A 15,294-nucleotide genomic window follows, 5' to 3' on the forward strand; every position below is an offset into this window, starting at 1 on the left:
GGTGAACCGACACCAGGCGATGATCGAGGCGGGCCCCGGTGAAATTCGCCAATTGTGTTGTGGGACAGGCTCGATTGTCGAACCATCGGAAGTCGTCGACGCGGCGTTGGGTGCGCTCGACGATCGTGTCGCGTTGGTCGGCGGCCGTCCGATGGCGCTCGATTCATTGTGGCGGACCGCGCTGCAGTCGTTGGCATGCGGGGCCGACGATCCGGCGAGCGGGACCGTGATCCTCCACCCATCCTGGTGGTCGCCGTCGCGCATTGGTCTCGTCGCCCAAGCCGTCGAAAGCCTGCCGGGCGAAGTGCTGCTGCGTCCGCGATCCTGGCTGTCGAGGCAGGTGCCCGAGGCCGCTTCGGCACCCAGTGTGGTGGTGGAGATCGCCGAGCGGTTGGTAGCGATTGTCGGTACTGACATCAGCGGCATAGCCCGGACCGGGGAGCCGCGCGCCGTCGCCGAGGGTGTGGCACGGGCAGTGAGCGAGATGTTGTGCGGCGCAACTGCGGTCGTGCTGGTCGATGCGCCGGCCGGCGTCTCGGACGCGCCGGCGCTCGCGGCCCTGATCGCCCGGGAGGTACGCGATGGCGGTGCGTCGGCAATTGAAATCGATGCCGCCCGGTTAGCGAAGCTGGCGCTTTCGGCCCAGCCGACCCGGTCGCCGCAACGCAAGCCGCACCCGCCCGGACGCAGCGCCAGGTGTGGTCGATTGCGCGCCTCGGCGTGGCGGGGGCTGGCGGCTGCCGCTGTCGTCCTGGCGGCGGTGGTGCCGGTGATGGCCGGAGTCGGTCGCCACGGCCCAGCGACTACCGCCGCGACGACATTCTTGGTTGAGGGCCGGGTGGCGATGACCGTGCCCGCGAATTGGGTTGTGCAGCGCGTGCTGGCCGGGCCTGGCTCGGCCCGAGTGCAAATCACGTCGCCCGCTGATCCCGAAGTGGCCATGCACATGACGCAGTCGCTCGTGCCTCCCAACGAGACGTTGGCTGTGACCGCCGAGCGGTTGCAGCGCGCTATGGGCTCCGAGCCCGTCGGCGTCTTCGTCGACCTCAATGCGTCCGGGACCAGCGCCGGGCGTCCCGCGGTGACCTACCGGGAGGTCCGCGCCAGCCACCAGGTGCGCTGGACAGTGCTACTCGACGGGCTGGTTCGGATCAGCGTCGGATGTCAGAGCCGGCCGGGCGGGGACGATGCAGTCCGCGACGTGTGCGAGCAGGCCGTGCGATCCGCGCGCGCAGTCGGGTAGGGCTTCTCCGAAATTGGATGGAACCTAATCGGATCCGGCGCGGTCGTACTAGGTATCAGTTCGGGAAGGAGATCGGGTGAGCACACCGATGGGCGCTGACACGCTGAGTACGGACTTCGACCTGATGCGTTCGGTCGCAGGTACCACCGACGCTCGGAACGAAGAAATCCGGGCCATGATGCAGGCTTTCATCGGCCGCATGAGCAGTGTCCCGCCGTCGGTGTGGGGTGGGCTGGCGGCCGCACGGTTCAAGGACGTGGTCGAACGCTGGAACGCCGAATCAACACGGCTTTACCACGTCCTGCAAGCCATCGCGCAAACCATCCGGCAGAACGAAGCCATGTTGCAGGAGGCCGGTCAGAGCCATGCGCATCACATCGCCGCGGCCGGCGGCCAATTGTGACCGAAAGGAGTTTTTGTGGATCCGGTAATTTCCTATAACTTCGGCGAAATCGAGTATTCGGTGCGTCAGGAGATTCACACCACGTCGGCCCGCTTCAACGCCGCGCTGGACGACCTGCGGTCACACATCGCGCCGCTGCAACAGCTATGGACTCGCGAGGCCGCGGGTGCGTATCACGCGGAGCAGCTGAAGTGGAACCAGGCAGCGACCGCGCTGAACGAGATATTGATCGACCTCGGTAATGCGGTGCGTGACGGCGCGGAAGAGGTGGCCAAAGCCGACCGGCAAGCGGCTGGCGTCTGGACGCGGTAGTCACGGATAACAGGCTCTGTGTTGGTCCCGGTGGAGGAGAGCCGTCGGGACCAACACAGTTATCTTCGCCGCGCCGGAGCGCACCGAAAGCGTTGCCGGTGACGTCGTACGAGTCAGCCTGTGCTTCCCCTGGTCCGAGGACGGCCGGGCCTGCGTTCCCAATCGGTTGCAAACTTGCGCACCGCCGCGGCGTCCCATACCGCGCCACGACGCAGCTCGGCCAATGGTGCGGGGAGAGCGGGTTCTGCCGCAACTGGTGCACACGTTGGCGCGCATCGCCGAGTTCCTCGGCGATCTCCGCGGCGGACATCAGTTCGGGGAATTTCGGAGCTTGTGCGCGGCTCCTGTTCTGCTTCTCGAGCGATTTCCAACCCGATGGGGGCGGGCCGCGCGGCTGCAGGATTGGCAAGCAGAATTCGTCTGAGTGTTCCCAGCGGCTCATAGTCATTTTGACCTGCGGGGATGTCGATCGGTATGCTGCTCGGTTGGCGTGCGATACGCCGGGGCCTCGGGTCAATGTCGGTCGCCGAGATCATCCCCACCGCGAACGCCTGACCGGCCCCCGGCTTGCACCGGGATCCATCCGAGAGAAAGAAAAGGTAAGCGCTGTGCCCACCTATGCGCCCAAGGCGGGTGACACCACGAGGTCGTGGTACGTCATCGACGCCACGGACGTGGTGCTTGGCCGCCTTGCCGTTGCAGCAGCCACCCTGTTGCGCGGTAAGCACAAGCCGACGTTCGCTCCCAATGTCGACGGCGGCGATTTCGTCATCGTCATCAACGCCGACAAGGTCGCCATCAGCGGCGACAAACTGCGGAACAAGCTCGCTTACAGTCACTCGGGGTATCCCGGCGGTCTGCGCAAGCGCACCATCGGCGAGCTGCTGGAGAAGCACCCCGACCGCGTGGTCGAGAAGGCCATCGTCGGCATGCTCCCGCACAACAAGCTCAGCGCTCAGATCCAGCGCAAGCTCCACGTCTACGCCGGCCCGCAGCACCCGCACGTCGCGCAGAAGCCGATTCCGTTCGAGATCAAGCAGGTGGCCCAGTGACCGAAACAACCGAGGCAACGACTGAGGTGACCGAGGTCGTCGAGACCCCTGCCGAGGCGCCCGTGGAGAGCGCGCCGGCGGCCAAGCCCGTCGAGGCGTTCGTGTTCGAGCGCCCCATTCAGACCGTCGGTCGCCGCAAGGAGGCCGTGGTGCGGGTGCGCCTGGTGCCCGGCACCGGCAAATTCGACCTCAACGGCCGCAGCCTGGAGGAGTACTTCCCCAACAAGGTGCACCAGCAGCTCATCAAGGCGCCGCTGGTCACCGTTGACCGGGCGGAAAGCTTCGACATTTTTGCGCTCCTGCACGGTGGCGGCCCGTCGGGCCAGGCCGGCGCGCTGCGCCTGGGTATCGCCCGGGCCCTGATCGTGGCCGCACCGGACGACCGGCCCCCGCTGAAGAAGGCCGGCTTCCTGACCCGCGACCCGCGGGCCACCGAGCGCAAGAAGTACGGGCTGAAGAAGGCCCGCAAGGCGCCTCAGTACAGCAAGCGCTGATCGGCGATCACTTTCTGGCCGCAACAGTGCCGCGAGCTGGTCTCGCGCGCACTGTTGTCGGCGTGTCCGCGCGCAAATAGGCACGGCTTCGGTCAGAAAAGAACGGGCAGGTTAGGTCCAACGCCGCCAACTGTGAGAGGTTTGTCCGCATGGGTCGACTATTCGGCACCGACGGTGTGCGTGGGGTCGCCAACCGCGAGCTGACCGCTGAGCTGGCGCTTGCGTTGGGCGCCGCCGCGGCGCGCCGCCTGGCCAACCTCGGCAAGCCCGGCCGCCACGTCGCCGTCATCGGCCGCGATCCGCGGGCCAGCGGCGAGATGCTGGAGGCCGCGGTGATCGCCGGTCTGGCCAGCCAGGGGGTCGACGCCCTGCGGGTGGGGATCCTGCCCACCCCGGCGGTGGCCTACCTGACCGGCGCCTACGACGCGGACTTCGGCGTGATGATCTCGGCGTCGCACAATCCGATGCCCGACAACGGCATCAAGATCTTCGGCCCGGGCGGTCACAAGCTCGACGACGGCACCGAGGACGAGATCGAGGAACTGGTCGCCGCCCGGCCGGGCCTGCGTCCGGTCGGCGCCGGGATCGGGCGCGTCATCGACGCCGAGGACGCCGCCGATCGCTACCTTCGCCACGTCGGCAAGGCCAGCACCCTGCGCCTGGACGGCCTGACCGTCGTCGTCGACTGCGCCCACGGCGCGGCCTCCTCGGCGGCGCCGCGCGCCTACCGCGCCGCGGGTGCCCGGGTCATCGAGATCAACGCCGAGCCCAACGGCCTGAACATCAACGACAACTGCGGGTCCACCCATCTGGATTCGCTGCGCGAGGCGGTGCTGGCCCACCGCGCCGACGTCGGCCTGGCCCACGACGGCGACGCCGACCGGTGCCTGGCTATCGACGCCAACGGCGATCTTGTCGACGGCGACGCGATCCTGGTCGTGCTCGCGCTGGCGATGCAGGAGGCCGGCGAGCTGCACGCCGACACGGTGGTGACCACGGTGATGAGCAACCTCGGGCTGCACGTGGCCATGCGCGCGGCCGGCGTCGAGGTGCGCACGACCGGCGTCGGCGACCGCTACGTCCTCGAAGAACTGCGCGCGGGCGAATACAGCCTGGGCGGCGAGCAATCCGGCCACATCGTGATGCCCGCGCTGGGCTCTACCGGCGACGGCATCGTCACGGGGCTGCGGTTGATGACGCGCATGGTGCAGACCCATTCGCCGCTGGCCGACCTCGCATCGAGGATGCGGCCGATGCCGCAGGTGCTGATCAACGTCGAGGTCGCCGACAAGACCACCGCGGCCGCCGCGCCCGAGGTGCGGACCGCGGTCGACGAGGCCGAGGCCGAACTTGGTGACACCGGCCGAATCTTACTGCGCCCCTCGGGAACTGAGCCGCTGATCCGCGTCATGGTCGAAGCCCCCGAGGAGGACACCGCGCAGCGGGTGGCCGCTCGGGTCGCCGACGCGGTCAGCCAACAGCGCTAATCCCGGACGGCTGGAACCCCGGCGCGGGGTTCGGCGTCGGATTAGGCATGAGATTCGATAGTCGAGTTAGTTTGGCTGCCGCCGGGGTCGACGTCGCGGCCGTCCACCGAATCGCCGACCAGTTGACCGCCTCCGCCGAGCTGATCAACGGCGCCGTCGGCGATCACCTGGCGGGGCTGGGATTCAGCGGGGCCAGCGCCGGCCGGGCCTACACCGCGCGCGGTGACGCCCTGCGCCGCGAGCTGGAGCGGTTGGCGATGCAGTTGACGCAGTGGTCGCGGGCGTCCGTCGAAATCGCCGAGGCGCTGCGGGTGGGCGCCGACCGCTACGCCGACGCCGACCTGTACGCCGCGGCACGGATCGCCTGATCGTGGTCGAGCGGTTGGACGTCGCCGAGCGCCTTGCCGAGGGTCGGGTCGCCGTCGAGCACACCCAGGCCTACGTGCGGGCCTGCCACGCGCTCGGCTACCAGCAGCCGGATCTGACGTCGAGCCCGTCGCAGGTCCGCGACCAGTTCGACAGTGAAGACGCCCTGGATCTGCGGGTCCTGGACCGTGACTGTGCGCAACTGCGCGCCGCGGGCGACGCAGTCGCCGAGGGCCTGCGAATCCAGCGTGCCCAAGCCGGCGAGCTGGCAGCGGGGTGGACGGGGCCGGCCGGCGAGGCCGCGGGCCGGTTCCTGCAACGCCACTGCGATGCGGCGAACATGGTGGTCACCGAGGTGCGCGCGGCGGCCCAGCGGTGCGAGTCGTTACGCGACAACCTGTGGTTTCTGCTCGACTCGAAAGTCTCCTCGGCCATCGCCATTGACGACCGCTCGCAGTCGCAGCGCGCCGATTGGCTGGCCGCCGCGGCGGTGGTGACCAGCGGAGCGGGTGAGCGTTCGACGGCCGAGCAGGTCATCGGTCAACAGGTAATGCCTTACGTAGACAACGACATTCGCACGGACTGGCTTGATGCGATGCGTTCCTCGCTGGCCGGTTTCGCAACGGCCTACGACATGGTGATCGACAGAATGGCCGCCGCGCCCGCGGCCTGCTTCGAATCGCCCGGCAACCTCGGGCCCGAACCACCGCGGCCGTCGACCCCAAGCGCAGCCGAGGTGCCGGTGCCCGCACCCGCGCCCATCGTGGCGAGCCTGCCCGCGGATCCTGTTGCGGCACAACCCGCGCCGATCGCCGCGCCGGTTGCCGGGCCCGCGGCGCCGATGGCCGACGCCGCTCCGGTATTGCCGACGACGGTGCCCGCCCTGGGTTCCGCCCTGGGTGATGCGGCGGTCCCGGCCGGGGCGGGAGGTCTCGGAGGTCTGGGCGATATGGGTGCCGGGTCTGGTGGCCCGGGCGGACTCGGCGGGCTGGCCGGCCGGATCGTCGACGCGATCTCCGCCCTGTTGGACCCGGCGGCTGACCAATCGAGCGATCCTGCCACGCTCGACGACGCCCTGGACGATTCCGACGACGACAAGGGCGACGCCCTGGACGATTCCGACGACAACAAGTCCGACGACAAGTCCGACGACGACGCCTTCCACCCGGTGGCCGAAGAGGACGACGCTGCCGACGGCGAGGGCGGCGAAGCCGCCAAACCCGAAGACGCCCAACAGGTTCGACCGGTCGACGGACCTGCAGCCGCCCCGCCCCTGCCGGTCGAGGAATCACCGCCCGCCGAGGCACCGGTGCCTGCCGGCACGCCGGCAGGCGAGCCGTCACCCCCGGAGCACGGGCCCAACCCGACCGAGGGCGCAACCCCGTGTGAGATTGCCGCAGACCAGCTCCCGCAGGCCGGGCAATGACGGCCTCAGGCCGGCCGCAGCGCGAGCACATCCTCGACGTAGCGCACGGCATCCTTTGGGTCGGCCGCCGCCGGGCTGACCAACAACGTGGTGACCCCAGCCTCGCCGAACGCGGCCAGGCGTTCGGCGACGAATCCGCGGGGGCCGATCAATGACATCGCCCGCACCAGCTCGTCGGGCACCAAGTCGGTCGCCTCCCGTTTCTGGCCGGCAAGGTACAACTCCTGAATCCGGTCCGCCACTTCGCCGTAGCCATACCGCGTCGCCAGGTTGTGGTAAAAGTTGCGGCCCTTGGCGCCCATGCCGCCGATGTAGAGGGCCAGCTGCGGCTTGACCCAGGACAGCCGCTCCTCGACGTCGTCGCCGATCGCCAGCGACGTGTGCACCATGATGTCCAGAGGACCCAGCGCCGGGTCGCGTTTGGCCTTGCCCGCGGCCAGCGCCTCGCCCCAGACGGTTTGGGCCTTCTCGGGATGAAAGAACACCGGCTGCCAGCCCTCGGCGATCTCGGCGGTCAGTTCGACATTCTGGGGGCCCAGGGCCGCGATGGTAATCGGAATCCGTTCGCGCACAGGATGATTGATGAGCTGTAGCGGCTTACCCAGGCCGGTTCCGCGGCCCGCGGGCAGTGGCAGCTGGTAGTACTTGCCGTCGTACTGCACCCGCTCTCGGCGCCACACCTTCCGGCAGATCTCCACGATCTCGCGGGTGCGGCCGATCGGCGCGTCGAACTCCACGCCGTGGAAGCCCTCCATCACCTGCGGCCCGGACGTGCCGATGCCCAGCCGGAATCGGCCGTCGGACACGAAGTCCAGTCCGGCGGCGGTCATCGCCAGCAGCGACGGCGTGCGGATGTAGATGGGAACCACCCCGGTGGCCAATTCGACGGTGTTGGTCTTCGCGGCCAAGTACCCGAGCTGGCTGATGGCGTCGTAGGAATACGCCTCGGCCACCACCGCGATATCGATGCCGGACTTCTCGAGTTCGACGATGCGGTCGACGGCCTCGTGGAAACCACCCGAATAATCCAGCGCGATCCCGATTCTCATGGACGTCACTTAATCACGCCGCTGACGGCACCCGGCGGCGGGGCGGTCGCCGGCGGATCAGCCCGCCGACGTTGCGGTACCGGGCCGTCGGGCCGCGATGAAATCGCCTTCCCCCGGCGGGCCGATCTCGGCGGTCAACCTCGAGTCGGACAACGTGTTTCGTGTCTGCCCGATGATCTGCCGGAGGGCTACTCGATCGGGGCGCCGGTCACTTCAGCAGCGCGACGATCTTGTGTTCCAGGGTGACGGGTTCGGCGTCGGGATCGGGCCTGCTCGTCTTTGGCAGATCCGCGTCGGGATCGGCGAACTCGCGATAGGTCTTGTCGCCGCCGAGCGTGGCGAGCAGGTACCCGGTCAGCAGCGCCCGCACCGAGCGCTGTGTGCGGCGGTGCGGCCCGGGCAGCCCGAATGCCTGAGTGAGGCGCCGACCCTCGGTCAGGCCGCCGGGTTTGGCCTTGCTGACGACGCGCAACGTCGCCGTCTTCCACGCCTGCGACAGTCCCAGCGCGTTGGAATTCAGCGTGTCGGGATCCCCTGGAGCGGTCAGGATCAGTCCCGGAAGCTGCAGCGTCGCGGCCGGCTGCTCGGCCGGGGGACTGGTGGCGGTGGGAAACAGCGCGACCGCGGAGGCCAGCCGCGTGGGCATCCCGGCCGCGGCGAATACCGCGGCCGAGGCGCCGAAGCCGTGGCCGACGATGCCCAGCTTGGCCGGATGCACGCTGATCTTGCCCGGTCCCAGCCGCACACCGGACACGATGTCCAGCGCGGTCCCGAGGTCGGAGGCCAGGTTGAGCACCGACGGTGCCACGCCGCGCTCGGTCTCGGGTGCGCCGGCGACGATGCCCCACGACGCCAGATGCTCGAGCAGGCCCGAATAGCGTGCGGTACCGGCGAGCCAGTCGTGACCGAACGCGACGCCGGGCAGGTTCAGTCCGGCCTCCGGGGTGTACACCACCCCCGGCAAACCAGCGAAGGCCAGCTCACCGCGCAACACCTTGTGCGGTCCACGGCGGCTGAGGGCAGCGACGACTTTGCGGATGCGGGCCACGCATCGACGTTAGCGGGGATGGCTCCTGTCAGTCCACGCGGGTGGGCAGGCTCACGAGCGGCGGCTGAGCTGCGCAGATTCAAGCCTCAACTGCCCAGAGGCGGCGCCGTGCAACCGGCCCGAAGCCACCCCTGCACTACCCTGTTCAGAATGTGCGGAATCGTCGGCTATGTCGGGCGGGGCCCTGCCTGCCGCGTCGTCATGGACGCGCTGCGCCGCATGGAGTACCGCGGCTACGACTCCTCGGGCATCGCACTGGTCGACGGCGGCGGGACTCTCACGGTCAGTCGCCGCGCCGGACGGCTCGAAAACCTGGAGAAAGCGGTGGCCGAGATGCCGCCGGATGCCCTGGGCGGCACAACCGGCCTCGGGCACACCCGGTGGGCCACGCACGGCCGTCCCACCGACCGCAACGCGCACCCGCACTGCGACGCCGCCGGCAAGATCGCCGTCGTCCACAACGGCATCATCGAGAACTTCGCCATCCTGCGCCACGAGCTGGAGCAGGACGGCGTGGAGTTCGCCAGCGACACCGACACCGAGGTCGCCGTGCACCTGGTCGCCCAGGCCTATCGCCGCGGCGAGACGGCCGGTGACTTCGCGGCCTCCGTGCTGTCGGTGCTGCGCCGGCTCGAGGGCCACTTCACGCTGGTGTTCGCCAACGCCGACGATCCCGGCACCATCGTGGCCGCGCGGCGGTCGACCCCCCTGGTCGTCGGGATCGGTAACGGTGAAATGTTCGTCGGCTCCGACGTGGCCGCGTTCATCCCGCACACCCGCGAGGCCGTCGAGCTCGGCCAGGACCAGTGCGTGGTGCTCACCGCCGACGGCTATCGCATCACCGATTTCGACGGCAACCCCGACGACGTGAATGCCCGTGTCTTCCATATCGATTGGGACCTGGCCGCCGCCGAGAAGGGCGGCTACGAGTACTTCATGCTCAAGGAGATCGCCGAGCAACCCACCGCGGTAGGCGACACCCTGCTGGGTCATTTCGTCGACGGCCGCATCGTGCTCGACGAGCAACGCCTCTCCGATCAGGAACTACGCGAGGTCGACAAAGTCTTCGTGGTCGCTTGCGGCACCGCTTATCACTCGGGGCTGCTGGCGAAATACGCGATCGAACACTGGACGAGGCTGCCGGTCGAAGTCGAACTGGCCAGCGAATTCCGTTACCGCGACCCTGTTTTGGACCGCAGCACGCTGGTGGTGGCCATCTCGCAGTCCGGTGAGACCGCAGACACTCTCGAAGCGGTGCGCCACGCCAAGGCGCAGAAGGCCAAGGTGCTGGCGATCTGCAACACCAATGGATCTCAGATTCCGCGCGAGTGTGACGCGGTGCTCTACACCCGCGCCGGCCCGGAGATCGGCGTCGCGTCGACCAAGACGTTCCTGGCGCAGATCACCGCCAACTACCTGGTGGGCCTGGCGCTGGCGCAGGCCCGCGGCACCAAGTACCCCGATGAGGTCGAGCGCGAATACCGCGAGCTGGAAGCGATGCCGGAGGTGGTGAGCCGGGTGCTCGCCACGATCGAGCCGGTGGCCGCGCTGGCCTACCGGTTCGCCCAGTCGTCGACGGTGCTGTTCCTGGGGCGGCACGTCGGTTACCCCGTAGCGCTAGAAGGCGCGCTGAAACTCAAGGAACTCGCCTACATGCACGCCGAGGGATTCGCCGCGGGCGAGCTCAAGCACGGCCCGATCGCGCTGATCGAAGACGGCCTGCCGGTGATCGTCGTGATGCCGTCGCCCAAGGGCTCGGCTACGCTGCATGCGAAGCTGCTGTCCAACATTCGCGAGATCCAGACCCGCGGCGCGGTGACGATCGTGATCGCCGAGGAGGGCGACGACACGGTGCGCCCCTACGCGGACCATTTGTTCGAAATCCCATCGGTATCAACCCTTTTGCAGCCCCTGCTGTCGACCATCCCGCTTCAGGTGTTCGCCGCGTCGGTTGCCCAGGCCCGAGGTTACGACGTTGACAAACCGCGAAACCTGGCCAAGTCGGTCACGGTGGAGTAGCCGCCGCGCGAGGCTGGCCGTCGTCAGCGCGGTGCTCTTGGTCGCCACCTATATCGCCTCGATCGTGCTCTACGTCAACGGCGGTATGGGGCATCCGCATGTCGTGGTGCAGGACTCGTCGGCGGGCGATGGAACCAAAATGACGAACGACATCGAAGAAATTCAGTCGGACAACAGCGTCCTGGTTGCCAACATCAGCGTGGTGCCCGGCCCCGGACTGCTGGACCCGCGCACCCACGCCCTCAAAGACGACCTGCACATCGTCGCCGCCTCCACAGTGACCACCAGCAAACAGACATGGCCGAAGGGCACCCTGCCCACCGTGTTTCGGGTGTCGCTGGTCCTGACGGGCGAAGTCGCGGATTGGCCGTTCGACGAATACCACTCGGGGCCTGTCGTCGCCCAATTGTCGTCCGGTTCCGAGCACACGCCGGTGCCCGCGACGGTGACCTTGGTCGACCGGCTGCTCGGCTGGGATGTCGACGTCACCCGCGTCAACGACGCCGAACCCACCGGCCCCTTCCGAGTAGATCTGTCCCGGACGGCGAGCACCATGACCTTCGGGGTCGCCATCCTTTGCGTCCTGATCGGGCTCGCCGGCCTTGCCGCGTTCGTCGCGATCGAGACGGCGCGCGACCGGCGTAAATTTCAGCCGCCGATGACGACGTGGTATGCGGCCATGCTCTTTGCGGTGATGCCCCTGCGCAATGCGCTACCGGATGCGCCGCCGTTCGGCAGCTGGATCGACATCACGATCGTGGTGTGGGTGATCGTCGTGTTGGGGATTTCGATGGGTATCTACATCTCGTGCTGGTGGCGGCATCTGGCACCCGAACCACCCGACTTCGCCTGAGCGGCCCTTTATCGAATGCCCGGCGGCATCTGCGACCGGAACCCAGCACGGTGACGTGACACGTGTGCCGAAGCTGCGCGGCGCGACGTCAACCATGCGAAGGTGGACGCCGTGGCGGATAGATCGGTGGGGGCGCGGCTGCACGGCCTGTGGCTGGCGGTCTGGCATTTCGTCACCGGCGCGCCGCTGACCTATGGCTGGCTGCTCGTCCTGACGATCACGACGATCGTGCAGAACGAATTGCCCGGGCGGCAACTGCATTCGGTTTTGCTGCACCGCTCCACCAACATTCACGCGCTCGGCACCGATCCGCTGGATGTGTTGTTCTCCAGCCTGCTGTGGATCGACGGCAGGAGCCTGGAACCGTACCTGTTGCTGTTCACCCTGTTTCTCGCCCCGGCCGAACATTGGCTCGGCCACTTGCGCTGGCTGACTGTCGGATTGACCGCGCACATCCTGGCCACCTATATCAGCGAAGGCATCCTCTACTTTGCGATCGAAGAGCATGACGCGGCCGAGCGGCTGGTCCACGCCCGCGATATCGGGGTCAGCTATTTCATGGTCGGCGTGATGGCTGTGTTGACCTATCACATCGCGCGACCCTGGCGCTGGGGTTATCTCGGCGTGCTGTGTGTCATCTTCGGTTTTCCGCTGTCGACGATGGACTCCCACCAGCTGAACTTCACCGCGATCGGCCACTTCGCCTCGCTGTTGATCGGGCTCTGCTTCTACCCGATGGCCCAGGAGCGCAAGCGCGCGCCCTGGAGTCCGGCGAGGTTCAAAGGCGCTGTCCAGCGGGCTCTTTCCCGTGAGCAGGAGGCCTGACCGGATCGCTCGATCGCGACGCCGCGACCAGCTTTTTAACGCCCCGGTAATTACCCACCCATAACGTGGGGAAATGCGACGTCAATCGCCGCGCACGCTGGGGGTAGAAGAGGAGTTCCACCTTGTCGACCTGAAGACAAGGCGGCTCACTGCGCGCGCCCCGGAACTGTTGGCCGGCCTGACCGAGGAGTACGTTGCCGAGCTGCAGCGGTGTGTCATCGAGACGAACACCCATGTGGTGGATTCGCTCGACGGATTGCGCGACGAACTGATCCGTCGCCGCAAGGTCCTGGTCGAGGCTGCCACCGTCCTGGGTATCGGGGTCGTGGCCGCGGGGGCGGTGCCGCTGGCCGTGCCGGCCGAAATGCAGGTGACCAAGACGCCGCGATACCGGCAAATGCTCGCCGACTACCAACTGCTGGCCCGTGAGCAGCTGATCTGTGGCACCCAGGTGCACGTCGGTGTCGCCGATCGCGACGAAGCCGTCCAGGCCGCCTTCCGGGTGGCCCCGTATCTGCCGCCGTTACTCGCCTTGTCCGCCAGCTCGCCGTTTGCCTCCGACGGGTCCGACACCGGATACGCCAGCATGCGTACGCTGATCTGGCAGCGCTGGCCGACGACCGGTCCGGCCGCCCCGGCGCAGTCGGCGCAAGAATATGACGCACTGGTCGACGACCTGGTGGCAAGCGGGGCTATCTCGGACGTCGGGATGCTGTACTTCGACGTAAGGCCGGCCAACGCCACGCCGACGGTGGAGCTGCGCGTGTGCGACAGCTGCCCGTCCGTGGACACCGCCGTGCTGGTCGCGGGGCTGTTTCGGGCTCTGGTCACGCGGGAGCTGCAGGCGGCGCACGCGGGCACGGCTCCGTTTGCCCCGTCCCCGCCGGTGATGCGGGCGGCGCTGTGGCGGGCCGCCCGGTCGGGGTTGGAAGGTGAGCTTGTCGACGTCCGGCGTCCGATCAGTCGCCCGGCGGCCGACGTGATTGGCGAGTTGGTCGGCTCGCTGCATCCGCAACTGGATGAAAGCGGTGACTGGGACATCGTCAACGAGTTGAGCAGTAGGGCGCTGGCAAGGGGTACCTCGTCGGCCCGGCAGCGGCGGGCGCTGCGCCGCCGTGGACGTCTCACCGACGTGGTGGACCAACTGGTCGTCGAGACGGCCAGCTGGGGGAACAGTACGGCGACCGCGATCAGTGCGGATTCCGCCCTGCTGCTCGGCTATCAGCCCGGTAGCAAACCGGTGATCGCCGCCGGTGACGCCCTCGCCGACGGCTACGACGAGGCCATCGGTCCCCAGGCCCGGCCGCGGCGGCAATATCGGGCGCTGCTCGACACCGTCGCAGGGCTGGGCGTCGTCGCGCTGCGGGCCCGCGAAGCCGACATCGAGCAGGAGCAGCGCGCCGACGACATCACGTTTCGCGTCACCGGTCAAAGCCGGGCTCAGGTGTTCCCGGTCGACGTGCTGCCGCGCCTGGTGGCCGCGCGGGAATGGGCGAAGCTGTGTGACGGTCTCACTCAGCGAGCGCGCGCCCTGGACGCCTTCCTCCGCGATGTCTACGCCCAACGGGCGATCGTGGCGGACGGCATCATCGGCGACCAGGTTCTCGACCGCGCTCCCGGCTTCCGCTCGACGGGTCGCCTAGCAGGCGACACCATTCGAGCGCACATCAGCGGGACCGACCTCGTCTGCGATGCTCCCGGTCGGTGGATGGTGCTCGAAGACAACCTTCGGGTGCCGTCGGGTGTCGCCTACGCCATCGTCAACCGGCGGCTGCTCAGCAAGCACCTTCCCGAGCTGGAGCCGCCGGCTGCGATCGAAGACACCGCTCGGACCCTGGACATGCTGCTGGAGACATTGCGGGCGGCCGCACCCGCGCATGCGTCCGACGAGCCGGCCGTGGCGCTGCTGTCGGCCGGCTGGAAGGACTCGGCATGGTTTGAACACCGGTTCTTGGCGGAGGAGATGGCGATCGCCTTGGTGCAGCCGTCCGACCTGTCCGTGCGTGACGGAAAGTTGGTGCAGCACATAGGTTCCACCGTCCAGCCCATCGACGTCGTCTACGCGCGGATGGACGAGGACATGCTGTTGTCGTCGGTCGGGCACGACGGCGTGCCGCTGCGGCCCGGTCTGCTTGCCGCGCTCGCCGACGCAAACCTGACCATCGCCAACGCCCTGGCGAACGGTGTGGCCGACGACAAAGCGATCTATGCCTACGTCCCGGCCATGATCGAGTATTACCTGGGCGAAAAACCGAAGCTGGCCCAAGTGCCGACCTGGGTCTGCGCGGAACGAGAACAGCGCGATTACGTCCTGGCCAACCTGGGCGACCTGGTGGTCAAGCCGATCGACGGGCTGGGCGGTAGCGGCGTGCTGATCGGGCCGGAAGCCTCCGAAGCCGCGCTGGACGCGCGCCGGCGGGAGCTGGAAACCCAGCCGGAACGGTTCATCGCCCAGGAGTCGGTCAGCCTGTCCACCCATCCCACCTTCGACGGTGAAGGCCTATACCCTCATCACGTCGATCTGCGCGCCTTCGTCCATCTTCGGGCCGGTGCGAACGGTGCGGTCTCGGCTCAGGTGATGCCCGCCGCGCTGACGCGGGTGGCCAGCCGCGGGTCGCGGATCGTCAACTCATCATCCGGCGGGGGAAGCAAGGACACGTGGATCCTCACTGCCTCCGACGCCGACGAGCAAGCTTCAGGCAACGAAAGCGGCTGAT

14 protein-coding genes and 1 pseudogene are annotated in these 15,294 nt (G+C 68.1%); 12 read left to right on the plus strand and 3 right to left on the minus strand.

Translation table 11 applies throughout. The features are described from left to right. The first annotated feature begins 1 nt into the window (after position 1). The 3 genes from MSG_RS04890 (at position 2) to MSG_RS04900 (ending at position 1,958) form a co-directional block, all read left to right on the plus strand. Positions 2–1,243: a type VII secretion-associated protein gene (locus MSG_RS04890; protein WP_096437562.1), complete on the plus strand. Its 1,242-nt coding sequence runs from the start codon at positions 2–4 to the stop codon at positions 1,241–1,243. Positions 1,244–1,319: 76 nt separating this feature from the next. After that, positions 1,320–1,646, plus strand: coding sequence for a WXG100 family type VII secretion target (locus MSG_RS04895; RefSeq protein WP_096437564.1), 327 nt, complete (start codon positions 1,320–1,322; stop codon positions 1,644–1,646). A 15-nt stretch (positions 1,647–1,661) separates the two neighbouring features. Then, on the plus strand, positions 1,662–1,958 hold the full coding sequence (locus MSG_RS04900) for a WXG100 family type VII secretion target (RefSeq protein ID WP_096437566.1): 297 nt from the start codon (positions 1,662–1,664) through the stop codon (positions 1,956–1,958). Between the two features lie 131 nt (positions 1,959–2,089). Here the strand turns inward: MSG_RS04900 and MSG_RS25980 are convergent. Beyond that, positions 2,090–2,307: pseudogene (locus MSG_RS25980) on the minus strand (hypothetical protein); the annotation flags it as partial. A 259-nt stretch (positions 2,308–2,566) separates the two neighbouring features. On the opposite strand from MSG_RS25980, the gene rplM reads away from it, so the two are divergent. The 5 genes from rplM to MSG_RS04930 all read left to right on the plus strand — a co-directional run bounded on the left by rplM (position 2,567) and on the right by MSG_RS04930 (position 6,783). Next, positions 2,567–3,010 carry a 50S ribosomal protein L13 gene (gene rplM, locus MSG_RS04910; protein WP_096437568.1) on the plus strand — a complete coding sequence of 148 codons (444 nt, stop codon included), beginning with the start codon at positions 2,567–2,569 and terminating at the stop codon, positions 3,008–3,010. Beyond that, a complete protein-coding gene (gene rpsI, locus MSG_RS04915; protein ID WP_373421201.1) occupies positions 3,007–3,504 on the plus strand; it encodes a 30S ribosomal protein S9 in 498 nt (165 codons plus the stop codon). The genes rplM and rpsI overlap by 4 nt, the downstream gene beginning before the upstream one ends. Positions 3,505–3,653: 149 nt before the next feature. Beyond that, positions 3,654–4,991 (plus strand): phosphoglucosamine mutase, encoded by a 1,338-nt coding sequence (glmM, locus tag MSG_RS04920; RefSeq protein ID WP_096437570.1) that lies wholly within the window; start codon positions 3,654–3,656, stop codon positions 4,989–4,991. 47 nt (positions 4,992–5,038) lie between these two features. Next, positions 5,039–5,359, plus strand: coding sequence for a type VII secretion target (locus MSG_RS04925; protein WP_096437572.1), 321 nt, complete (start codon positions 5,039–5,041; stop codon positions 5,357–5,359). 2 nt (positions 5,360–5,361) lie between these two features. Further along, positions 5,362–6,783 (plus strand): hypothetical protein, encoded by a 1,422-nt coding sequence (locus MSG_RS04930; RefSeq protein WP_096437574.1) that lies wholly within the window; start codon positions 5,362–5,364, stop codon positions 6,781–6,783. A 5-nt stretch (positions 6,784–6,788) separates the two neighbouring features. Here the strand turns inward: MSG_RS04930 and MSG_RS04935 are convergent, their stop codons facing one another. Next, positions 6,789–7,832: an LLM class F420-dependent oxidoreductase gene (locus MSG_RS04935; RefSeq protein WP_096437576.1), complete on the minus strand. Its 1,044-nt coding sequence runs from the start codon at positions 7,830–7,832 to the stop codon at positions 6,789–6,791. Between the two features lie 208 nt (positions 7,833–8,040). Beyond that, positions 8,041–8,880 carry a dienelactone hydrolase family protein gene (locus MSG_RS04940; protein WP_096437578.1) on the minus strand — a complete coding sequence of 280 codons (840 nt, stop codon included), beginning with the start codon at positions 8,878–8,880 and terminating at the stop codon, positions 8,041–8,043. Positions 8,881–9,030: 150 nt separating this feature from the next. Here MSG_RS04940 and glmS point away from each other — a divergent pair, with 150 nt between their 5' ends. The 4 genes from glmS to MSG_RS04960 all read left to right on the plus strand — a co-directional run bounded on the left by glmS (position 9,031) and on the right by MSG_RS04960 (position 15,293). Next, positions 9,031–10,899 carry a glutamine--fructose-6-phosphate transaminase (isomerizing) gene (gene glmS, locus MSG_RS04945; protein WP_096437580.1) on the plus strand — a complete coding sequence of 623 codons (1,869 nt, stop codon included), beginning with the start codon at positions 9,031–9,033 and terminating at the stop codon, positions 10,897–10,899. 31 nt (positions 10,900–10,930) lie between these two features. After that, complete coding sequence (locus MSG_RS04950) at positions 10,931–11,752, plus strand: DUF4436 domain-containing protein (RefSeq protein ID WP_232011158.1); 822 nt, start codon at positions 10,931–10,933, stop codon at positions 11,750–11,752. A 111-nt stretch (positions 11,753–11,863) separates the two neighbouring features. Further along, a complete protein-coding gene (locus MSG_RS04955; protein WP_096444085.1) occupies positions 11,864–12,577 on the plus strand; it encodes a rhomboid-like protein in 714 nt (237 codons plus the stop codon). Positions 12,578–12,650: 73 nt separating this feature from the next. Continuing rightward, the gene (locus MSG_RS04960) at positions 12,651–15,293 is read left to right on the plus strand and encodes a carboxylate--amine ligase/circularly permuted type 2 ATP-grasp protein (protein ID WP_181159238.1); all 2,643 of its coding nucleotides are present in this window, start codon (positions 12,651–12,653) and stop codon (positions 15,291–15,293) included. Position 15,294 lies beyond the last annotated feature (1 nt).

The organism is Mycobacterium shigaense, from assembly GCF_002356315.1.
In the GTDB taxonomy this organism is placed as follows: domain Bacteria; phylum Actinomycetota; class Actinomycetes; order Mycobacteriales; family Mycobacteriaceae; genus Mycobacterium; species Mycobacterium shigaense.